Consider the following 20,380-nt stretch of genomic DNA (forward strand, 5'->3'; position numbering starts at 1 on the left):
CGTCGTCCGGCGGCGGGGCGGTGTCGGACGGCTGACGACCCGTCACCCGGCCGGACCGTGCGCGCAGGACACGGTGGGCGGTGCGTGGTGCGCTGGGGGAGTGCAGCTGCTCCCCGAACCGATCCGGCGCCTCGCGGCCTGGTGCGTGGTGATCCTGCTGGTCTCCGGGGTCGCGTGGGTCGGGATCCGGCTGTGCGTGGAGTTCCGCACGGCCGTGACACCCGTGCTGCTCGCACTGCTGGGCACCGCGCTGCTCGGGCCGCTGTACCGGCGCCTCGTGCGAGCGGGCGTCCAGCGGTCCGTGGCCGCCGGGCTCACCTGTGTCGCGGTCGTGGCCGTGGTCGGCGGCGCCGTGTACATCGTGGTCGCCGCGCTGATCGACACCGGGAACGAGATCATCGCCTCGCTGCGGCAGGCCGGCAAGTCCCTCGCCCAGCACTTCGGGGCGGCCGGCACTTCGCTCGACGACCTCGCCGCCAACTCCAAGGGCCTGCTGGCCAAGTTCGGCGGAACGGCCGCCGCCAACGTGATCAGCGGGGTGAGCGTGGTCGCCGAGTCCATCGCCATGGCCGTACTCGCCCTGCTGCTCGTGTTCTTCTTCCTGCGCGACTCCCACCGGGCCGTAGAGACCCTCAGATCCGTCGCCCCGCGCGGCACCGCCGGCCTCCTCGAGGCCATGGCCCGCCGTGCCTTCGGGGCGATCGAGGGATTCATGCGCGGCACCACCGTCATCGCGCTCATCGACGCCCTCTGCATCACCCTCGGACTGCTCGTGCTCCAGGTGCCGGGCGCGCCGGGCCTGGGCGCGCTGGTCTTCGTCGCCGCCTACATCCCCTACCTCGGCGCCTTCCTCTCCGGCGCGGTGGCCGTGCTCGTGGCGCTCGCCGACCGGGGTTTCGTGATCGCGCTGTGGGTGCTCGGCGTCGTGGTCGCCGTCCAACTGCTGGAGGGGCATGTGCTGCAGCCGATGATCCAGAGCAGGACCGTGCAGATGCATCCGGCGGTGGTGATGGTCACGATCACGGCAGGGGCGTCCGTCGCGGGGATCGTGGGGTTGCTGCTGGCCGTACCGCTGACCGCGGCCGCCTTCGGCGTCGTGCACGAACTCAGGAGCCGGTACGCCCCCGAGTAGTCACCGTCGTTCACCGGTGCTCGTACAGCTCGAACCAGATGCTCTTGCCCTCGCCTCGCGGAGTGACCCCACTCGTTGACGGCACGTCCGGTGCGGATCACCTCCGCCGCCGGGTAGTGCGTCTCCAGCGGCATGTTGAAGAAGGGCGCCTTGGTACCCAGCTCCTGCCCGTGGTGGCCGATGATCGTCAGCCGGCCGCCGACCGGGGCGTACACCGCGAGCCCGTCCGGCGTGAAGCCCGGCATCGACAGTCCGGCCGCGACCCGCAGGGCCTCCGCCATGGACCGTGCCTCCGCCAGCGCCCGGCCCGCGTCCAGCAGGAACGCCTCCCAGGAGCGCCGCCAGTCCCCCGTGACCGCGCTCCGGCCCGCCGGTGTTCCCGGTGTCGGCTCGGTGACCTCCTGGAGGGTGCAGATCAGTTCGTACGCGTGTCTCTCGGGGTCGTAGGACGGCTTGGAGCGGCTGCGGACGACCCGGACGATACGGCCCTGCTCGTCCATGACCCGGATCCGCACCTCGGCGAGCGTGCCCTCGGCGGCGGCCAGCTGGACCACCCCGGTGATCTCGTTCCAGTCGACGGAATGAAACCGGGCCCGTAGCCGGGCCTCGGAGAGAGTGGCCGGCTCGGCGGGCATCCCGATCAGCCGTGCCGCCTCCGCGTCCGCGGTGACCAGCCCGGTGGCGGTGTCCCAGTGCCACAGCCCGGTTGCGAGGGCGGCCAGGACGTCCCCGGTGGCGGGCAGGGGCCCGCCAGTAAGCATTGCCCCACTTTATGGAGAGATGATCGAAGAATGCCACCGGTCGTCCACCGGGTAATGGTGGGGAGCCGATCTTGGGGTGCCCGGTAGGCTTGGGGGGAGTTTCACGTGAAACACGCCCCCCGATCCGCGAAGACTGGATGAACGACGATGCATCGGTACAGGTCCCACACCTGCGGCGAGCTCCGCGCCTCTGACGTCGGCACCGACGTCCGGTTGAGTGGCTGGCTGCACAATCGGCGCGACCTGGGCGGCATCCTCTTCATCGATCTGCGCGACCACTACGGCATCACGCAGCTCGTGGCCCGCCCCGGCACGGCGTCGTACGAGGCCCTCGACAAGCTCTCCAAGGAGACCGTCGTCCGCATCGACGGCCGCGTGGTCTCCCGGGGCGCGGAGAACGTGAACCCGGACCTGCCGACCGGCGAGATCGAGATCGAGGTCTCCGAGGTCGAGGTGCTGGGCGCGGCCGCCCCGCTCCCCTTCACGATCAACGCCGAGGACGGGGTCAACGAGGAGCGGCGCCTGGAGTACCGCTTCCTCGACCTGCGCCGTGAGCGCATGCACCGCAACATCATGCTGCGTACGGCCGTGATCTCCGCGATCCGGCACAAGATGACGGCGCTGGGCTTCAACGAGATGGCGACGCCGATCCTGTCCGCGACCTCCCCCGAGGGCGCGCGTGACTTCGTCGTCCCGTCCCGTCTGAACCCGGGCAAGTTCTACGCGCTCCCCCAGGCGCCGCAGCAGTTCAAGCAGCTGCTGATGATCTCCGGCTTCGACCGCTACTTCCAGATCGCGCCCTGCTTCCGTGACGAGGACGCCCGCGCGGACCGCTCGCCCGGCGAGTTCTACCAGCTCGACGTCGAGATGAGCTTCGTCGAGCAGGAGGACGTGTTCCAGCCGATCGAGCAGCTGATGACGGAGCTGTTCGAGGAGTTCGGGAACGGCCGCCACGTCACCTCGCCCTTCCCGCGGATCCCGTTCCGCGAGGCGATGCTGAAGTACGGCTCCGACAAGCCGGACCTGCGCGCCAAGCTCGAACTCGTCGACATCACCGACATCTTCGAGGGTTCGGAGTTCAAGGCGTTCGCCGGCAAGCACGTCCGTGCCCTGCCGGTCCCGGACGTCTCCTCCCAGCCCCGCAAGTTCTTCGACCAGCTCGGCGACTTCGCGGTGACGCTGGGCGCGAAGGGCCTGGCCTGGGTCCGTGTCGCCGAGGACGGCTCCCTCTCGGGCCCGATCGCGAAGTTCCTCACGGAGGGCAACGTCGCGGAGCTGACGAAGCGCCTGTCCCTCGCTCCCGGCCATGCGGTGTTCTTCGGCGCGGGCGAGTTCGACGAGGTCTCGAAGATCATGGGCGCGGTGCGCGTCGAGGCCGCCAAGCGTGCCGGCCACTTCGAGGAGAACGTCTTCCGCTTCTGCTGGATCGTCGACTTCCCGATGTACGAGAAGGACGAGGAGACCGGCGCGATCGACTTCTCGCACAACCCGTTCTCGATGCCGCAGGGTGGTCTGGAGGCGCTGGAGACCCAGGACCCGCTGGACATCCTGGGCTGGCAGTACGACATCGTCTGCAACGGCGTCGAGCTGTCGTCCGGAGCGATCCGGAACCACGAGCCGGACATCATGCTCAAGGCGTTCGAGATCGCGGGCTACGACCGCGAGACGGTGGAGGAGAAGTTCGCGGGCATGCTCCGCGCGTTCCGCTTCGGCGCCCCGCCGCACGGCGGCATCGCCCCGGGTGTCGACCGCATCGTCATGCTCCTCGCGGACGAGCCGAACATCCGCGAGACGATCTCCTTCCCGCTCAACGGCAACGCCCAGGACCTGATGATGGGCGCTCCGACGGAGCTGGAAGAGGCCCGGCTGAAGGAACTGCACCTGTCGGTGCGGAAGCCGCAGCCGAAGTAGGCGTTCACGCGAAGCGGCCCGGAACCTCGGAGGTTCCGGGCCGCTTTCGCATGTGTGCGGCCGAGGTCCGGGCGGAAGCGCGGCAGCGGATCGTCAGCCGAGCCCCAGCCGGGGTATCTCCCGTCCCGGGGAGCGGTCCATCACCATCAACAGGCCGGCCTCGCGAGTCCTGTCGTAGGCGGCCTCGTCTATGACGTCCACCTGGAACCAGACCGCCTTGGCGCCGATCGCCACAGCCTGGTCGGCGATGGCTCCGGCGAGGGCGGAGTTGACGAACACGTTCACCACGTCCACCGGGAAGGGGATCGCCGCGAGGGAGGCGTAGCCCTGCTCACCGTGCACCGCCTCGGCCTTCGGATGCACGGGCACGACCCTCTTACCGATGCGCTGCAGCTTCGCGGCCACGCGGTAGGCAGCCCGTTCGGGGTTGTCGGACAGGCCCACCACGGCCCAGGTGTCTCCAGCAGCGGTGAGAATCTGCCTCATCGTCATGTCATCGCTGTAGATCGTCATGCCCGGCACCTCCGTGAGGGTCGTCAGCAGCATGAGGAGACGGTAGTGGCTCTGCATACTGTATGCAATGCCTGTCGCCATATGACCCATCAACCGTCCTCCCCGTCCGGAGACGCACCGTCCTCCAGGAGGCGTTCCGCGATGTCGTCGGACCAGCGCTGGGCCCAGGCGCGCAGGGTGCTGATCGCGGTGTCGTCCAGGCCGTATCTCAGGAAGTCCGCGTCGGAGTAGAAGTCCGTGCCGGTGAGGCGGGACTGGAGGGTGGGCAGGTCGAAGGGGTCGTGGGCGTGGCGGCGGCCAAGTTCCTCCAGGTCGGGGAGGGAGAAGCGGGCCGCGGCCGCCTGCGCGTCGATCAGGTCGACGGCCGCGCCCCGGTCGTACAGAGCCCGGATCTTCGTGCCGACGGCGTCCTCGAGCGAGAGGGCCGGGCCGTACTCGGTGAGCGCCGGCGGCTGCCAGAAGACCTCCTTGTGCAGTGCCAGGGCGCACGGGCGGCCGGTCGGCGGGTCCGTGACCGTCAACTGCGCGGTGAGCGCGGTGACGGGCCCGGCCTGGACCTGCCTTCCCCGCGCCTCCAGGGCCGCGCCGACGGCATGTGCGATCCGCTCCATCGGCTCGGGGCTCTCGGTGGCGAAGTCGAGGTTGGCGTGCGGGCGTTGCAGCAGTCCGTGCGCCTGGAGAGCACAGCCACCGGCGAGGACCAGGTCGTGGGGGATGCCGGCGGACACGACGTCGGCGAGGAGCCGGTCCTGGAGTTCGGGGAGGTTCACGGCATCCGTACTCTGCCAGAACAGGGACGCCGTGCCTGTCCACGGCACCCCCGTCGGGCTATGTGTTCGGGTTCTCCTCCAGGCGGGGGAACAGGGCTGGGCCCTTGGCCACCGTTGTGCCGGGTGGGAGTCGGCCCCATCCGCCGGCCTCGTGGATTCGCTGGGCGGGCAGGGGGCCGAGAGACGGTTCCGCGCCCAGGGATGTCCAGAGCTGCTGGGACGTCCGGGGCATGACCGGGTTCAGCAGGACCGCCACCGCCCGGAGGGACTCCGCGGCCGTGTACAGGATCGTGCCCAGGCGGGCTCTGGCCTCCGGCGTGTCGTCCTTCGCGATCTTCCACGGCTGCTGCTGCGTGAGGTAGCCGTTGACCTGGCGGACGAAGTCGAAGATCGCCAGGATGCCGCCCTGGAAGTCCAGCTGGTCGCCGACGCGGCGGTCGGCCTCGGTGACGGTCCTCGTGAGGCTTTCGCGAATCGTCCGCTCCGCCTCGCCGTCCGTCTTCGCTTCCGGGAGCGTGCCGGCGAAGTACCGGCCGATCATCGCCGTCACCCGGGAGGCCAGGTTGCCGTAGTCGTTCGCCAGCTCGCTCGTGTAGCGGGCCGTGAAGTCCTCCCAGGAGAACGAGCCGTCCTGGCCGAAGGCGATGGCGCGCAGGAAGTACCAGCGGTACGCGTCCACGCCGAAGTGCGAGGTGAGGTCCTGCGGTTCGATGCCGGTCAGGTTGGACTTCGACATCTTCTCGCCGCCGACCAGCAGCCAGCCGTTGGCAGCGATCCGGCCCGGCAGCGGCAGGCCCTGTGCCATGAGCATCGCCGGCCAGATCACCGCGTGGAAGCGGAGGATGTCCCTGCCGATCAGATGGACGTCCGCGGGGAAGACGTCGTCGAATCGGGCCGGGTTCTCGTTGTAGCCGACCGCCGTCGCGTAGTTGAGCAGGGCGTCGGCCCAGACGTAGATGACGTGGTGTTCGTCCCAGGGGACCGGGACGCCCCAGGCGAACGTCGAGCGGGAGATGGAGAGGTCCTGCAGGCCCCTGCGGACGAAGTTCACGACCTCGTTGCGCGCCGACTCGGGCTGGATGAAGTCGGGGTGCGCCTCGTAGTGCGCGAGGAGCCGGTCGCCGTAGTCGCTCAGTCTGAAGAAGTAGTTGTCCTCGCTGAGCATCTCCACCGGCCGGCGATGGATCGCGCACAGCTTCTGTCCCGCGAACTCGCCCTCGCCGTCGATGAGTTCACCGGGCAGCTTGAACTCCTCGCAGGCCACGCAGTACGGGCCCTCGTAACGGCCCTGATAGATCTCGCCCTTGTCGTACAGGTCCTGGAAGAACTCCTGGACCCGGTCCGTGTGCCGTTGTTGCGTGGTGCGGATGAAATCGTCGTTCGAGATCTGCAGGTGCTCCCACAGGGGTTGCCAGGCATCCGTGACCAGGCGGTCGGCCCACTCCTGCGGGCCGACCCCGTTCGCCTCGGCCGTGCGCAGGATCTTCTGGCCGTGTTCGTCGGTGCCGGTGAGGAACCAGACGCGCTCGCCGCGCTGCCGGTGCCAGCGGGCGAGCACGTCCGCCGCGACCGTGGTGTAGGCGTGACCGAGGTGCGGTGCGTCGTTGACGTAGTAGATCGGGGTGGTGACGTAGTACGACGTCACTCGCTCAGCCCTCCTCGCCGCCGAACCGCTCCTTGTACGCCGCCAGGTCGTCGTCCGTCAGCTTGGCGAACAGCACCGGCGGGACCGTGAAGGGGGTGCCGGACGGGACCGCGGTCAGGGACTTCGCCTCTTCGGGCGAGACCCAGACCGCACGCTTTTGATCAGACGCAGTGTCCGGCAGCGCGAACGCCGCGCGCATCGCCGCAGCCGTCGACGGGATGACGGGCTCCGAGACCACCGCGTAGAGGTGGATCAGGTTCATCGCCGTGCGCAGGGTGAGCGCCGCGCCGTCCTTGTCGGTCTTGATCTCCAGCCAGGGGGCCTTCTCCTCGAGGTAGGAGTTGCCCGCCGACCACAGGGCGCGCAGCGCGGCGGCCGCCTTGCGGAACTGAAGGGACTCCATGTGCTCCTCGTACTCGGCGAGCAGGCGCGCGATCTCCGCGCCGAGCCGCGCCTCCGCCTCACCGGGCTCGCCGCCGGCCGGGACCTCCTCGCCGAAGCGCTTCTTCGAGAAGGACAGGACGCGGTTGACGAAGTTGCCCAGGGTGTCGGCCAGGTCCTTGTTGACCGTCGCCGTGAAGTGCTCCCAGGTGAAGGACGCGTCGTCCGACTCGGGGGCGTTGGCGATCAGGAAGTAGCGCCAGTAGTCGGCGGGGAGGATCTCCAGGGCCTGGTCGGTGAAGACGCCGCGCTTCTGGGAGGTGGAGAACTTTCCTCCGTAGTACGTCAGCCAGTTGAAGGCCTTGACGTAGTCGACCTTCTTCCACGGCTCGCGCACGCCCAGCTCGGTGGCCGGGAACATCACGGTGTGGAAGGGGACGTTGTCCTTGGCCATGAACTCCGTGTAGCGGACGTCCGCGTCGACGTCGTACCACCACGACTTCCAGTCGCCGCCGGTGGCGTCGGCCCACTCCTTCGTCGCGCCGATGTACTCGATCGGGGCGTCGAACCAGACGTAGAAGACCTTGCCCTCGGCGGCCAGCTCGGGCCAGGTGTCCGCCGGGACCGGGACGCCCCAGTCCAGGTCACGGGTGATCGCGCGGTCGTGCAGGCCCTCGGTCAGCCACTTGTGCGCGATGGAGGAGGCCAGCTGCGGCCAGTCCTTGTCGTGCCGGGCGACCCATTCACGGACCTCGTTCTCCAGCTTCGACTGGAGGAGGAAGAGGTGCTTGGTCTCCCGCACCTCCAGGTCCGTGGAGCCCGAGATCGCGGATCGGGGGTTGATCAGGTCCGTGGGGTCGAGGACGCGGGTGCAGTTCTCGCACTGGTCGCCGCGGGCCTTGTCGTAGCCGCAGTAGGGGCAGGTGCCCTCGACGTAGCGGTCCGGGAGGAAACGGCCGTCGGTCGGGGAGTACACCTGGCGGATCGCCCGCTCCTCGATGAAGCCGTTCTCGTTGAGGCGGCGGGCGAAGTGCTGGGTGATCTCGACGTTCTCGGCGGAGGAGCTGCGGCCGAAGTAGTCGAACGCTAGTGCGAAGCCGTCGTAGACCGCCTTCTGGGCGTCGTGGGCCTGGGCGCAGAACTCGGCGACCGAGAGACCGGCCTCCTTCGCGGCCAGCTCGGCGGGGGTGCCGTGCTCGTCCGTCGCGCAGATGTAGAGGACGTCGTGGCCGCGCTGGCGGAGGTAACGGGAGTACACGTCGGCCGGGAGCATGGACCCCACCATGTTGCCCAGGTGCTTGATCCCGTTGATGTACGGAAGGGCGCTGGTGATGAGGTGTCGAGCCATCGGGGGCTGCTCCCAGGTCGGGGTGTTGTACGAACCTTGAAATCGTAGCCGACATGTGTATGCCGCCCGCTTCCCGTTTTACGGGGTGAGAAGCGGGCGGCACGGGGGCTTCGGGGTGTTATCGGTGTTATGTGGCGTTACGGGCGCCAGCTTGCCAGTACGCCCTCGTAGAGCTCCGTGTCCGTGAGCTCCCGGGGCGTCGGGCCCGCGTGGAAGAACGACGTGTTCGGGGTCTTCAGCTTGCGGAGGTAGTCGAAGGCCTTGTTGTCGTGCTCGCCGAAGGCGACGAAGGAGAAGAAGACGGAGGGGTTCGTCTTCGCGGCGTCCGTGAGGGACTGGGTCGCCGGGGTCTTCGCGTCGGGGGCGCCGTCCGTCTGGAAGACGACGAGGGCGGGAGTCGCCGGGTCGTGTTCCTTCTGGTGGTGGGTGAGTACGGCCTCCACGGCGGCGTGGTAGCTGGTACGGCCCATGCGGCCGAGGGAGGCGTGGACCTCGTCGATCTTGTTCTCGTGGTCGGTGAGGGTGAGGTCGGTGGTGCCGTCCACCTCCGTGGAGAAGAAGACGACGTGGACGGTGGGGCGCGGGGCGGGGTCCAGGTGGGCGGCGAGGGCGAGGGTCTGCTCGGCGAGGGACTGGGCCGAGCCGTCCTTGTAGTACGGGCGCATGCTCGCGGAGCGGTCCAGGACGAGGTAGAGCTTCGCTCGGGTGCCGGTGAGGTGGGTGTCGGTGAGGGTGGTGGTGGCGGCGTTGTATGCGGTGACCAGGCCCTGCGGGAGCTTGGCCGTGTCGATCACCTCGGCTTCGCCGTCGGCTCGATCGGTGTTCCCACCCGCACCACCCGTGCTGCTCTCGTCGTCGGGTGCGGGTGGCCCCTGCGGGGCGGCCTCGCCGTCGGCGGCCTCCGGTTCGGTCGTGGCCGGTTCGGGCTGAGCGGCGACTTCGGCGACCGGGGTGGATTCCTCCACCACCTCGGGGGTCGGCTCCGGCTCCGGTGTGGCCTCGGTGGTCGGCTCGGGGGCAGTGGTCACTTCGGCGGTCGGCTCGGGTTCGGCCGTGACCTCCGCGATCTGAGCCGGCTCCGGTTCCGAAACCGGCTCCGGCTCCGGAACCGATACAGGCTCCGCCTCGGCCACCGGCTCGGGCTCCGTCAGGGGCTCGGACGACAGCTCCGGTTCCGGCTGCTCGTCCGTCACCGACGCCACCTCTGCAACAGGCTCGGCCTCGGCCACGGGCTCGGAGCCCGCGTCACTTGCCGGTGCGTCCTCGGCCACGGGCTCACTTGCCGGCGCGTCCTCGGCTGTCGGCTCGATCTCCGGTTCCGCCTCGGCCACGGGCTCACTTGCCGGTGCGTCCTCGGCTGTCGGCTCGATCTCCGGTTCCGCCTCGGCCGTCGGCTCGGCCTCCGGGTCCGGCTCCGCCGGACGCTGCTTGGCAGGTGCCGGCACTGTCACGTTGTCGAACGCCGCCGCGACCAACTCGTGCTCGTCCGGCTCCGACTTGCGCGGTTCCGGGAGTCGCGGGGTCGGGGTCGGCTCCTGGGTGGGGAGTCGGTCCGCACCCTCCGGTTCGGCCGTCTGCCCCTTGCGTGAGCGGCCGAACGCGTTCCGCAGGAGAGTGAGAATGCCCATGGTGCGCAACCCTTCGCGTGAGTTGGTGCCCGTCGATCCCTGGCCAGGACGGACACGTAAGGTTAGCCGCCCTCGGTGGCGATCTTGGGGTGGGGCGAGGCCACGGGATCTGGCCACGCGGCGTCCGATGTCGGGGGCCGTGAGGTCAGTGCGGCGAGGCGATCGCCCTCGCCGCCGCGACCTCCTGGCGCAGCGGCTCCAGGACGCTGTCCGCCGGACCCGCGAGGTCCCTGCGGACCTCGACCAGCGTGTCCGCCTCCCGGACACCTTCCGACAACTCCCGTAGTTGCAGGACGACTTGGGCGATCTCGGCCGGTGACGGGGGCGGCGCGCCGTGGCGTACCCGCACCCGGGCACACGACCAGCGGCCACCATGCTGCCGCGCGGCGGCCGGTGGGCGGGGGCTCGGTCAGGGCGCGCTGGAACTCGGTGCGGATGACCGAGAGGTCCCGGTAGAGGCGGCGGCGCATTCGTGCGCGGGCCGACGGATCGGGTGCGGGGCCGAACGCCGTCTCGACATAGCGGGACGTGTCGGCGACCGCGTCCGCCAGCCGGTCGCCGTGGGCGGCGGGGGCGGCCCCGGCTGCTGGCTCAGCGGGGGCAGCGGAGTGCCCGGCAACTCGCGGGACATGCGCCCATTATGACCATGCCGGCTTGACCGGAGGCCGGGTCATCTTCGCTGGTGGAGCGTGACATCGACGACAAGCACGCGGTGGTCGGTGCCGGCCGGGCACGGAGAGCGGGCGTCGCGCGCGGAGAAGTCACCGGACACGAGTACGTGGCCGATCCGGGCGCCTATGGCCCCGGCGGTCCGGGCCGGTAGGTCACGGCCCGGGCGTACGCTGTCACACGCGCGCGCGGGTGGGCGCCGGCACCTGTCCGGACGCGGCTGCCGCGCGCCGGCGCCGTACCAGCCGCCGGAATCGCAGGTACCGGGTCAGCCGGACGCCCAGTGCCACGGTCAGGCCGAGGCCGAACAGCAGCCAGGAGACGGTGCGCAGGGTCGAGGTGAGGGCGTCGTAGACGGCGGCCGCGGCCGGGCGGGAGACGTCGGCGGGCAGGTCGGCGAGGGTGAGATGGCGGCCGACCGCGACGGCGACGGCGAGCAGCGCGCCGCCCAGGGCCGTGCCGAGCGCGGTCGCGGTGACGGCGCGGCGGCGGTGCGCCGCGAGGGCGATCCCGGCGACGGCGAAGACGACGGCCGCGACGGGGAGCCAGAAGCCGGCGACTTCGAGCACGTGGAACCCCTTCCGGTAGCTGGCCAGTTCGCCGGCCGGGAGCACGGCCAGCGTGGTGTGCTCGACCGGGATGCGGTCGGCGAGCGGCATGTGGTCCTCGGCCAGTTGTCGTTTGAGCTGGGCGGTGACGGGGGCGAGGTCGACGGTGAGCGGCCGGTCGATCAGGTCCGCCTCGTCGCTCGCGTCGTCCTCGTCGCGCAGGGCGCGGAGCACGGCGTCGTGGGTGGCGCGGTTGCCGGCGTCCCAGGCGAGGCGGTAGGCGCGGGTCTGGGTGAAGGAGTGAACCGCGTCGCGCACGAAGGGGCCTACGGACCCGCGGGCCGTGCGGACGTCGAATTTGTGGTCGACCTCGCGCATGATTCCGGCGCCCACGGTGTCCGCGACGGCGTTGCGGACGTCCGGGTCGGTGGCGAGGGGCGCCATCGTCGTGACGTACCGGCCGGTGTCGGCCAGGCCGTACGCCGCCCATGCCGCCAGCGCGCTGAACGGCACGAGCAGGCAGGACAGGGCGATCAGCGCCGCCGACAGGGCGCTCCTTAGGCGAGGGGGCACGTTTCCAGAAAACGGTGCCGGAGGCTGCGCCGCGAGCGGGGTTGCTGCGTTCGGGCTACTGGGATGGTTGGTTTGGGTGAGGGGTGTCGATGCGGGGTGCCCGGGGTTGCGCTGTGGGGTGGGGCCGCTTGCCCGCGCTGTTCAGTTTCCCGGCGTTGCCCTGTGGGCCCCGCCCACCCGTGCCGCCTGGGGGTCCCGCCAGGCCCTTGAGGCACTGGGGGCATGACCGCCCGCAGCTACGGCGGGTATGGCGAGTTCGACTGCCCGCGGCTACGGCGGGGCCGTCGGTCAGCGGATTTTGTGGCCCTCCGCGTCCTCGTGTGTGTAGTAGCGGTAGAAGAGGACTACGAAGACGCCCGCCGCCACCGCCAGGGCCAGGCCCGCCGAGCCCAGGATCGGGTGGCCTCCGCCGCTCAGGCTGTAGAGGAAGCCGAAGGCTATGCCTGTGAAGGCGGCCCAGAGGATCGCGTGGACCTCGCGGCGCAGGCGGGGGGCCAGGGCCATCAGGCCCATGCAGACGGCCATGAAGACGATCGCCGTCACGAAGCCGAACAGGACGTTCCAGCCGGTGATCGGGCCGCCGTAGCGGGTGTTGCCCGCTGCCCAGTAGCCGTAGATCAGGCCGAGTACGACCGGTACCGCGACCCTGGCGATCTTGTGGGTGCGCTCGCTGAAGATGTCGGGAAGCCGGCCAGCCCGTGGCACGCCGCCGGTGGTCGGTGCTGCTTGAGCCATGAGAGCACTCCTCTCTCCACACCTCGCCCCCGCCTTCCAGGGCACACCTGGGGAGGGTGGCCGGCAAGTCGTGGCGCGGGAATGGCCGGGAATGGTGTGGGGATCCCATGGGAATGCCCGTACGGCCCGGATGCGGTGCGCACCCCGCCGTGTTTCGCTGAAGTGCGTGAACCACGACGAGGACCTGCGGCGGCGGGAGCTGCTGCGGTTCCGCGGGCGGAGCGTCGCGTGGGTGCCGCCGCTGCTGCTGCTCTTCGTGGTCGTGCTGGTCGACGTGAACACCACCGAGCGGTTCCGGATCATCTCCTGGATCATCCTCGTGCCCGGTATCGCCGCCGCGATATGCGGCGTGTGGACGACGGCGGCGTTCGCGGTGACCTGCGTGGTGCTGTACATCTTCGTGGACAGCGCCTGGCCCAGCGAGTACCAGGCGGGCCTGCCCGACTTCGTCCTGGTCGCCCTCGGTGGCGCCCTGGCCACGCTGGCCTGCGTGATCCGGCTGCGCGCCGAACGCCGCATGCTGCACATGCAGGACATCGCCGAGACCACCCGACTTACCGTGCTGCGCCCGCTGCCGCAGGACTGGGCCGGACTCGAGAACGCGGCCGTCTATCTCACGGCCGACGTCGAGGCCCGCGTCGGCGGCGACTTCTACGACATCCAGCCAGGCCCGTACGGCACCCGGGTTTTCGTCGGCGACGTGCAGGGCAAGGGGCTGGGCGCGGTGGCGGCGGCGGCCTCGCTGCTCGGCACGTTCCGGGAGGCCGCCTTCCACGAGCCGGAACTGACCGCCGTCGCCGCCCGCCTGGAGACCCGGATGGACCGCCACCGCTACCACAGCGGCTACCTGGGCAACGAGGACGGCGACCGCTTCGCCACCGCCGTGCTGCTCGGCTTCCCCTGGGAATCCGACGGGCAGGTCGAGGTCGTGAACTTCGGCCACGAACCCCCGCTCGTCGTCGGCCCGTGCGGGATGCGCCGGCTGCCTCCCGGCGACGGGCTCCCCCTCGGCCTCGGCGACCTCACCGGCAGCCTTCCGCCCATGCGCCGGGTGCCGCTGGCCGACGGGGAGACCGTGCTGCTGGTGACCGACGGCGTGACGGAGGCCCGGAACGCGGCCGGTGAGTTCTATCCGCTGGAGCGGGACGTCGCGCGGGCGGTGGCCGCTGATCCAGGAACGGCCGAACCCCGTCGGCTGGTGGCGCTGGTGCGGGACGGCACACTGAGACACAGCGGTGGCCGGCTCGCGGACGACACCACGGTCTTCGCGGTACGGCCGGCACCGGGCGAAGGCCCCGTACGGGGACGTTTGCCGTCTTGAGGTCCGTGCGTTCAACGGCAGCGGCTACGGTGCTGCCGTAGGTGATCGACAGGGGAGGGACGATGCCCGGAACCGTGCTGCTGCTCGCGGCCTCGCCGGTGGGCCGGGGGCGCCTGGTGGACGCGGTCTCCGTGCTTCCCGTCCTCGCGGCCGTCGACCCCGCCGTGCTGTCGGGCACGGACACCGCCCATGTGGTCGAACTCGCCGACCCGCTCGAGCCGCAGGCCGTCCTGACCCGGCTGCGCGCCGCCGCAGCCGCGCCCGGACCGCTCACCGTCTTCGTCACGGGCCAGCTCCATCTCGACCGGCGTCAGCGCCTGCCGCATCTGGCACTGGCCCGCACCACCGCGTCCACCGTCCGCTACACCGCCCTGCCCTGGCAGTGGATCCGCGAGGAACTGCGGCTGCGCCCGCCCGGCGCGACCAGCCTCCTCGTCGACCTGCACGCGGACACCGAGACCTGGGAGCAACTGCGCGGCCGGCCCCTCGACTCGGGCCGGGGCAACGCCGTGTACGGCCGTATCGCGCCTCCCCCCGCCCGCCGTACGGTCGCCGTCCCGTCGTACATGAAGGCGGTGGCGACGCTGCTGCGCAGCGGACACCGGCCGCCGCTGGAGGAACTGCACCGGCAGGCGCTCGACCGGATACCCGGCGAGGCGGCCACGAACGTCCTGCTGGCCGCGTGGGCGCCGCAGGGAGCGGGCCCGGACGGCGGGGCCCGGCAGGGCAACGGCCTGCACGTCGACGGCCGGTACGACGGCGGCCCGGGCGGTGGTGATCCGCACGCCGCCATCGCCGCCGCCGTACAGGCCGGGCGGCACACCGACGCCGACACGCTCGCCGCGCGCTGGGAACAGGCCGCCGTACGGGCACACGGGCCGGGCTCCCTGGACGCCCTGCACTGGGCCGAAGTCCGCGCGGATCTCGCGATGTTCGCGGGGGACGCGGCGCGCAGCTGCCGCACCTGGCTGACCGTGGCCGGCGCCCGGCTGGCCGCCGGGCAGGCGGCGGACGCGCCCGAGGTGGAGGCGGCCGTGGACCGCGCCCACCACCAGTGGGGGCAGATCGACGACACGGCGCGGGCCCGTGAACTCGGGCCCGCGCTCGCGGAGTTGAGACTCAGGGTGCCGGGACGCCGGGAGGGTGCCCTGGACCACGTCCAGCAGCAGCTGCGCCAGCTGCAGACCCAGGACTGAACCGCCGTCATCCCGCCGACAACAGCGCCAGCGCCCCCGACACCAGCGTCCGCACGCCCGGTGCCACCGTCGTGAGGTCGGGGGCGAAGTGCGGGCTGTGGTTGCTGGGCACTGCCTGGAACTTCTCCTGGAAGCCGGCGCCGGGGGCCCGTTCCCAGACCTCGGTGGGCGTGGTGGTCACGAACCAGTAGGAGTACGGGATCGAGCCCGCCGCCAGCTCGGGGAAGTCCTCGCTGCCCATCGCCGGGCCCGGGTCGAAGACCGTGCCGGTGCCGAAGACCTCGCCGTGCACCGTGGCCACCCGGCGGTCGGTGTCCGCGTCGTTGACCGTCTCCGGGAAGGTGCTGCCTACGGTCACGTCGGGCTCGCGCGGGCAGCCCGCCGCCAGGCACTCGCCGCGGGCGACGCGCCGGATCGCGGCCAGCATCCGCGTCCGCACCGCGTCCGACTGCGTGCGCAGGTTGAGGGCGATGTGCGCCTCGGACGGGATGATGTTGTGCCGGGTGCCCGCCTCGATGCGGCCGACGGTGAGCACGGCGGACTCGCGGGCGGCGATCTCGCGGGAGACGACGGTCTGCAGCCGGGTGACGAGATGGGCGGCGGTCACCACGGGGTCGACGGTCGTCTCGGGCCGTGAGCCGTGCCCGCCCCTGCCGTGCACCACGATGTCGACGTCCGTCGAGGCGGACATGATCAGCCCCGGCGCGTGCGGGTACAGCCCCGCCGGACCCGGCGCCGCGTGCTGCCCCAGCAGGACGTCCGGGCGCGCGAACCGCTCGTACAGCCCGTCCGCGACCATCCGGGCCGCTCCCTGACCGGTCTCCTCGGCGGGCTGTCCCACCACCAGCAGCGTCCCCGACCAGGTCTCCCGCCCGGCGGCCAGCGCCTCGGCGGCCCCCGCCAGCCAGGTGACGTGCAGATCGTGCCCGCAGGCGTGCATCACGCCGTCCGCCCCGGAGGCGTACGGCAGTCCGGTCTCCTCGCGCACCGGCAGCGCGTCCATGTCCGCGCGCAGCAGCACGGTCGGCCCGTCCCCGTTGCGCAGCTGCCCGGCGACCCCGGTGCCGCCGATCCCGTCGGCCGTCTCGAACCCGGCCGCCGCCAGGCGCCGGGCCAGCTTTCCGGCGGTGCGGTGCTCGCGCAGGGACAGTTCGGGGTGGCGGTGCAGGTCCCGGTAGAAGTCCTTCAGGTCCGGCACCGGCAGGTCGGCGGTGAGGTCCAGCGCGGTACGGGCGGCGGCAGAGGTCACGGGATCAGCGTAGGTGCCCGGACGGCGGTTGGGGGTGGTGCTGGGCATGCCGCGTGACCTGTGGGGCCGGTTCCTCCTGGGCCGCCCGGGCCGGGCCCGCGTTGGCCGCCGTGATCAGGGCGACCACCGTCACCACGGCAGCGGTCAGGCCCCTGGCGTACCGTTCGGTGGGGCGTCCGTAGCGTGCGGATGTGCGTCCGAGCACGGCAACCTCGCAACAACAGCGATGTGTTAAGCATGCTTAATCCGCCGTTTAACCTAGAGGCTGTCGGAGCCGAACGGCAAGGGGTTCAGGGATAGTTGGGGGAGCCGCAGGATGCAGGAGCGGGACGATCCGGAGACCATCGGGCGACGCGTGCAACAACTGCGCAGCGAACGCGGGATGACGCAGCGCCAGTTGGCGGAGCCCGCCTACACGCCCGCGTACATCTCCACCCTGGAGGCGGGCCGGGTGCGCGCCTCCGACGACGCGCTGCGGCACATCGCCGGGCGGCTCGGCGTCGCCTTCGAGGAGCTGGCGATCGGGCGGCCCGCCCACCTCGCCACCGATCTGCGCCTCCGCCTCACCGAGGCCCAGCGCACCCTGGCCACCGGGGACACCGAGGAGGCGGCCGCGCAGTACGCCGCCCTGTTCGCGGAGGCCGAGAGGCACGGACTGCCCGTCGAACAGGCCACGGCGCTGCTCGGGCTCGGCGAGTGCGCCCTCGACACCGGTGACCTGGTCGAGGCGCGGCAGTACTTCGAGCGGGCCGAGGAGAGCATGGCCGGTGAACCCCTGCCGGTGCGCGTCCCGGCCGTGCGCGGACGCGCCGTCGCGCACTATCTCGCGGGTGAACTCCGGTACGCCGTCTACCTGCTGGAGTCCACGCTCGACGAGCTGAACCGCGGCGGGCTGCACGACCCCGACGCCCTCCTGCTGCTCTACGCCAGCATCATCGGCCCCTACATGGACATGGGTGCCCACGCCCGCGCCGCCCAGGCCGCCGAGTTCGCACTGGCCCTCGCCCCGCAGGCCGGCGACCCCGCGCTGATCGCCCGCATGCACCGGTCCGTCGCCCGCACCCTGCTCGCCGAGGGCCGGGTCGCCGAGGCCGACGCCTCGCTCGCCAAGGCCGCCGAGCTGTACCGCCAGCTCCAGCTGCGCACCGAACTCGCCAACTGCCACTGGATGCGCGGCTACGTCTACGCCCAGGACGGCGAACTGGAGCGCGCCGAGGCCGAGATGCGCGAGGCCCTCGCCATGCTCTCCGCGACCCGCGCCGCCCTCTACAGCAGTCAGGTCGCCGTCGAGCTCGCCGACGTGCTGCACCGGCGCGGCAAGTCCGGGGAGGCCGCCGAGCTGCTGCAGGGTGTCCTCGGGGACCTCTCCTCCGAGCGCGGCGCCGTCCACTCGGCCGCCGCGCACCGCCTCCTCGGGATCATCGCCGAGGACGCCCGGGACACGGAGGCCGCCGAGGAGCACTATGTCCGCGCGCTGAGCCTGCTGGAGCGGGCCGGTGCCGCCGGCGACCTCGCCGACCTGTGCCGGCTGCTCGGCGACCTGCTGCGCCGTACCGGGCGGGTGGAGGCGGCGCTGGATGCCTACCGCACGGGCCTCGGACACCGTACGGCCCCCGGCACGACGACCCTCGGACCGGCGCCCGCACAGCCCCCGCTGTGACGCCTGTCAGGCCTGCACCCGGGTCTGCCGGCGGACCTGTGTGAGGCGCTGGACGCCGACTTCCAGGGCCTGGCGGGTGACGTCCGAGGGTTCCGTGCCGAGGGCTCCGTTGGTGAGGGCGATCGTGTCGTCGCCGACGCGGACGGCGGCGACGTCCAGGGTGAGCGTGACGGGGTCGTAGCCGTCGTTCGTGGTCTGCCCGGTGAGCGTGACGCGCAGGCCCTGGCGGGCGTCGCCGACCACGGGCAGTTCGGCGTTGGTGACCTGCACGTACTGCAGTCCCGCCGCGGTGGTGGCCGCCGTGAACTGCTCGCACCTCTGCGGGAGCGTGCGCATCCAGGCCAGCGTGCGGTCCACGTCCGCCGGGTGCCGGGTGGCGACCTGGTAGCGGAGCTGAGCCTGGTCGTCGCCGTCGTCGAGGGCGACCACGGCGGGCGTCGTCGACTGGTCGCCGAGCAGCTCGTCGGAGTAGAGGACGTCCAGGAGACGCTGGCAGTCGGGCACGTTCGTGGTCGCCTTCAGCAGCCCGTCCCGCCAGGTCGCGGTGCCCTCCGTCGGTGTCCACGGTCCCCCCAGATCCGTCTCGGTGATCAGCGCGGACTGGGCCTGCGCGGCGGTGAGGGCGGGTGCGGCGGCGGAGCCGGGGCCGGTCGAGGGCGCGTCGGTGCCGGTGCCGTTCGCGCGGTCCGGCTCCCGGCTCAGACAGCCGGAGACGGTGAGCAGCGCGGCGGCGGCCAGGGCGGCGGCCAGGAGGCGGGCCGGTGGGAGGGGCATGGCGGGGCTCCTGGGAGGTGCCGTGACGGACACGGATACGGATAGCGACACGTGCCTCTCACGGCACCACCGCCCCGGCGGGTCCACCAGCGAGACGAGCCGTACGGGTGAGGGGTCGTAGGCGAAACGGCGGACCCCTGGCCGGCCGTGTGCCGAAAAAGCGTCGCCCGCCGCACCACCCCCCTGTTACGGTCGCCCCATGCAGCGCGCCCAGTCGTACCCCTTCCTCACGACGACGCCGGAGAGTGTCCCGGCGCGCTGACAGCTGATGCAGTCCGAAGCCCCGGGGCGAGTGCCCCGGGGCTTCTGCGTGCTGCGGGGTGTTCGCCTCCCTCCCCGAGGAGACCACCATGTACGACCACCGCAGGCTCGGCCGTGAGCTCGACCTGTTCGACACCGACCCGCTGATGGGCGCGGGGCTGCCGTACTGGCTGCCCGACGGGGCCGTCGTACGGCACACCCTGGAGGAGTACGTCCGGGACGCGGAGCGCGCGGCCGGGTACCGGCACGTGTACTCGCCCGTGCTCGGCAAGCGCGAGCTGTACGAGATCTCGGGACACTGGGACCACTACAGCGACGACATGTACCCGCCCATGGACATGGGCGCGGAGCAGGTCGTCCTGCGTCCCAGCCTGTGCCCCCACCATGCCCTCATCTACCGCTCCCGCTCCCACAGCTACCGCGAACTGCCGCTTCGGATGGCCGAGTTGGGCGCGATGTACCGCTCCGAACTCTCCGGTGTGCTCGGCGGACTGACCCGTGTACGGGCCATCCAGCTCAACGACGCGCACATCTTCTGCACCCTGGAGCAGGCCGTCGACGAGGCCCGCGGCGCCCTGGAGCTGATCGCCCGCGCCTACGCCGACCTCGGCATCCGCGCCGCCCGCTACCGCCTCTCCCTGCCCGGCGAGGGCGGCAAGTACGTGGCCGACCCGGGGCTGTGGCAGCGGGCCACCGCGCTGCTGAAGGAAGTGCTGGCGGAGTCCGGCGTCGCGTACGAGGAGGCGGCGGGCGAGGCCGCCTTCTACGGCCCCAAGATCGACGTGCAGATCGCGGACGGGGCCGGTCGCGAGGCCACCCTGTCCACCGTCCAGATCGACTTCCACCAACCGGAGCGCTTCGACCTGCACTACGTCGGCGCCGACGGGGCGAAACACCGGCCGGTGATGGTGCACCGCAGCGTCATCGGCAGCGTGGAACGGGCCGTGGCCCATCTCGTGGAGGAGCACGGCGGCGCGTTCCCGGCCTGGCTGGCGCCCGTGCACCTCGTCGTCCTGCCGGTCGCCGAGGAGCAGTACGAGCGTGCCCGGGCCGTGGTGGACGCGGCCCGCGGACGCGGGCTGCGGGCCGAACTCGCCGGTCCCGAACAGGGCAGCCTCGGCGCCCGGATCCGCGCGGCACGCCTCGTGCCGTACCAGGCGGTCGTGGGCGCGCGCGAGGCCGAGGGCGGGCTGGTGGCGGTACGACTGCGGGACGGCCGCAGGCCCGGCACCCTGAAGGCAGACGACCTGCTGCGGCGCATCGCGGACCGGGTCGCCGCCCGGGGCACCGCGCTGTGGGAATGAC

At 71.6% G+C, this 20,380-nt stretch carries 16 protein-coding genes and 3 pseudogenes; 6 read left to right on the forward strand and 13 right to left on the reverse strand.

Features of this window, described 5'->3' with window-relative positions; all coding sequences use genetic code 11:
- Positions 1-100: 100 nt before the first annotated feature.
- The gene (locus IEZ19_RS14105) at positions 101-1,132 is read left to right on the forward strand and encodes an AI-2E family transporter (protein WP_189311488.1); all 1,032 of its coding nucleotides are present in this window, start codon (positions 101-103) and stop codon (positions 1,130-1,132) included.
- 77 nt (positions 1,133-1,209) lie between these two features.
- Here the strand turns inward: IEZ19_RS14105 and IEZ19_RS14110 are convergent.
- A pseudogene (locus IEZ19_RS14110) lies at positions 1,210-1,893 on the reverse strand (phosphatase); the annotation flags it as partial.
- Between the two features lie 147 nt (positions 1,894-2,040).
- Between IEZ19_RS14110 and aspS the strand changes: the two are divergent.
- The gene (aspS, locus tag IEZ19_RS14115; RefSeq protein WP_189311489.1) at positions 2,041-3,804 is read left to right on the forward strand and encodes an aspartate--tRNA ligase; all 1,764 of its coding nucleotides are present in this window, start codon (positions 2,041-2,043) and stop codon (positions 3,802-3,804) included.
- Between the two features lie 93 nt (positions 3,805-3,897).
- Here aspS and IEZ19_RS14120 read toward each other — a convergent pair whose 3' ends face one another.
- From IEZ19_RS14120 to IEZ19_RS14160, 9 genes and pseudogenes are all read right to left on the reverse strand, one after another.
- The gene (locus IEZ19_RS14120; RefSeq protein ID WP_189311575.1) at positions 3,898-4,311 is read right to left on the reverse strand and encodes a CoA-binding protein; all 414 of its coding nucleotides are present in this window, start codon (positions 4,309-4,311) and stop codon (positions 3,898-3,900) included.
- A 95-nt stretch (positions 4,312-4,406) separates the two neighbouring features.
- Positions 4,407-5,087 (reverse strand): hypothetical protein, encoded by a 681-nt coding sequence (locus tag IEZ19_RS14125; RefSeq protein WP_189311576.1) that lies wholly within the window; start codon positions 5,085-5,087, stop codon positions 4,407-4,409.
- Between the two features lie 58 nt (positions 5,088-5,145).
- The gene (gene metG, locus IEZ19_RS14130) at positions 5,146-6,732 is read right to left on the reverse strand and encodes a methionine--tRNA ligase (protein WP_189311490.1); all 1,587 of its coding nucleotides are present in this window, start codon (positions 6,730-6,732) and stop codon (positions 5,146-5,148) included.
- A gap of 4 nt (positions 6,733-6,736) precedes the next feature.
- Positions 6,737-8,461 (reverse strand): methionine--tRNA ligase, encoded by a 1,725-nt coding sequence (metG, locus tag IEZ19_RS14135; RefSeq protein WP_189311491.1) that lies wholly within the window; start codon positions 8,459-8,461, stop codon positions 6,737-6,739.
- Between the two features lie 137 nt (positions 8,462-8,598).
- Positions 8,599-10,089, reverse strand: coding sequence for a VWA domain-containing protein (locus tag IEZ19_RS14140; RefSeq protein WP_189311492.1), 1,491 nt, complete (start codon positions 10,087-10,089; stop codon positions 8,599-8,601).
- Positions 10,090-10,234: 145 nt separating this feature from the next.
- Positions 10,235-10,649, reverse strand: a pseudogene (locus IEZ19_RS14145) (FUSC family protein); the annotation flags it as partial.
- Between the two features lie 110 nt (positions 10,650-10,759).
- Positions 10,760-10,909: pseudogene (locus tag IEZ19_RS50630) on the reverse strand (endonuclease/exonuclease/phosphatase family protein); the annotation flags it as partial.
- Between the two features lie 25 nt (positions 10,910-10,934).
- Entirely contained in the window at positions 10,935-11,879 is a 945-nt protein-coding gene (locus IEZ19_RS14155; protein WP_189311494.1) for a hypothetical protein, read from the reverse strand.
- Between the two features lie 288 nt (positions 11,880-12,167).
- Positions 12,168-12,614, reverse strand: a complete 447-nt coding sequence (locus IEZ19_RS14160; RefSeq protein WP_189311495.1) for a hypothetical protein — start codon at positions 12,612-12,614, stop codon at positions 12,168-12,170.
- A 130-nt stretch (positions 12,615-12,744) separates the two neighbouring features.
- On the opposite strand from IEZ19_RS14160, the gene IEZ19_RS14165 reads away from it, so the two are divergent.
- Together IEZ19_RS14165 and IEZ19_RS14170 are read left to right on the forward strand one after the other, a co-directional pair.
- Complete coding sequence (locus IEZ19_RS14165) at positions 12,745-13,935, forward strand: PP2C family protein-serine/threonine phosphatase (RefSeq protein WP_189311577.1); 1,191 nt, start codon at positions 12,745-12,747, stop codon at positions 13,933-13,935.
- 62 nt (positions 13,936-13,997) lie between these two features.
- The gene (locus IEZ19_RS14170) at positions 13,998-15,131 is read left to right on the forward strand and encodes a hypothetical protein (RefSeq protein WP_189311496.1); all 1,134 of its coding nucleotides are present in this window, start codon (positions 13,998-14,000) and stop codon (positions 15,129-15,131) included.
- Between the two features lie 7 nt (positions 15,132-15,138).
- Here IEZ19_RS14170 and IEZ19_RS14175 read toward each other — a convergent pair whose 3' ends face one another.
- Both IEZ19_RS14175 and IEZ19_RS14180 read right to left on the reverse strand, forming a co-directional pair.
- On the reverse strand, positions 15,139-16,380 hold the full coding sequence (locus IEZ19_RS14175; RefSeq protein ID WP_229840310.1) for an amidohydrolase: 1,242 nt from the start codon (positions 16,378-16,380) through the stop codon (positions 15,139-15,141).
- A 4-nt stretch (positions 16,381-16,384) separates the two neighbouring features.
- Positions 16,385-16,585, reverse strand: coding sequence for a hypothetical protein (locus IEZ19_RS14180; protein WP_189311498.1), 201 nt, complete (start codon positions 16,583-16,585; stop codon positions 16,385-16,387).
- Between the two features lie 111 nt (positions 16,586-16,696).
- Between IEZ19_RS14180 and IEZ19_RS14185 the strand changes: the two genes are divergently transcribed.
- Positions 16,697-18,040 (forward strand): helix-turn-helix domain-containing protein, encoded by a 1,344-nt coding sequence (locus tag IEZ19_RS14185; protein ID WP_189311499.1) that lies wholly within the window; start codon positions 16,697-16,699, stop codon positions 18,038-18,040.
- Positions 18,041-18,046: 6 nt separating this feature from the next.
- On the opposite strand, the gene IEZ19_RS14190 is transcribed toward IEZ19_RS14185, so the two are convergent.
- Positions 18,047-18,814, reverse strand: coding sequence for a hypothetical protein (locus IEZ19_RS14190; protein ID WP_189311500.1), 768 nt, complete (start codon positions 18,812-18,814; stop codon positions 18,047-18,049).
- A 350-nt stretch (positions 18,815-19,164) separates the two neighbouring features.
- Between IEZ19_RS14190 and thrS the strand changes: the two genes are divergently transcribed.
- Positions 19,165-20,379, forward strand: a complete 1,215-nt coding sequence (gene thrS / locus IEZ19_RS14195) for a threonine--tRNA ligase (protein ID WP_189311501.1) — start codon at positions 19,165-19,167, stop codon at positions 20,377-20,379.
- The last annotated feature ends 1 nt before the right edge of the window (position 20,380 follow it).

It is taken from the genome of Streptomyces brasiliensis (genome assembly GCF_014647875.1).
Taxonomy (GTDB): Bacteria; Actinomycetota; Actinomycetes; order Streptomycetales; family Streptomycetaceae; genus Streptomyces; species Streptomyces brasiliensis.

Excerpts from the sequence above, each read along its gene's own strand:
- thrS (WP_189311501.1), top strand. The coding sequence starts at position 19,165 with ATGTACGACCACCGCAGGCTCGGCCGTGAGCTCGACCTGTTCGACACC.
- IEZ19_RS14185 (WP_189311499.1), top strand. The coding sequence starts at position 16,697 with ATGCAGGAGCGGGACGATCCGGAGACCATCGGGCGACGCGTGCAACAA.
- IEZ19_RS14165 (WP_189311577.1), top strand. The coding sequence starts at position 12,745 with ATGCGGTGCGCACCCCGCCGTGTTTCGCTGAAGTGCGTGAACCACGAC.
- IEZ19_RS14140 (WP_189311492.1), bottom strand. The coding sequence starts at position 10,089 with ATGGGCATTCTCACTCTCCTGCGGAACGCGTTCGGCCGCTCACGCAAG.
- metG (WP_189311491.1), bottom strand. The coding sequence starts at position 8,461 with ATGGCTCGACACCTCATCACCAGCGCCCTTCCGTACATCAACGGGATC.
- IEZ19_RS14190 (WP_189311500.1), bottom strand. The coding sequence starts at position 18,814 with ATGCCCCTCCCACCGGCCCGCCTCCTGGCCGCCGCCCTGGCCGCCGCC.
- aspS (WP_189311489.1), top strand. The coding sequence starts at position 2,041 with ATGCATCGGTACAGGTCCCACACCTGCGGCGAGCTCCGCGCCTCTGAC.
- IEZ19_RS14160 (WP_189311495.1), bottom strand. The coding sequence starts at position 12,614 with ATGGCTCAAGCAGCACCGACCACCGGCGGCGTGCCACGGGCTGGCCGG.
- IEZ19_RS14170 (WP_189311496.1), top strand. The coding sequence starts at position 13,998 with ATGCCCGGAACCGTGCTGCTGCTCGCGGCCTCGCCGGTGGGCCGGGGG.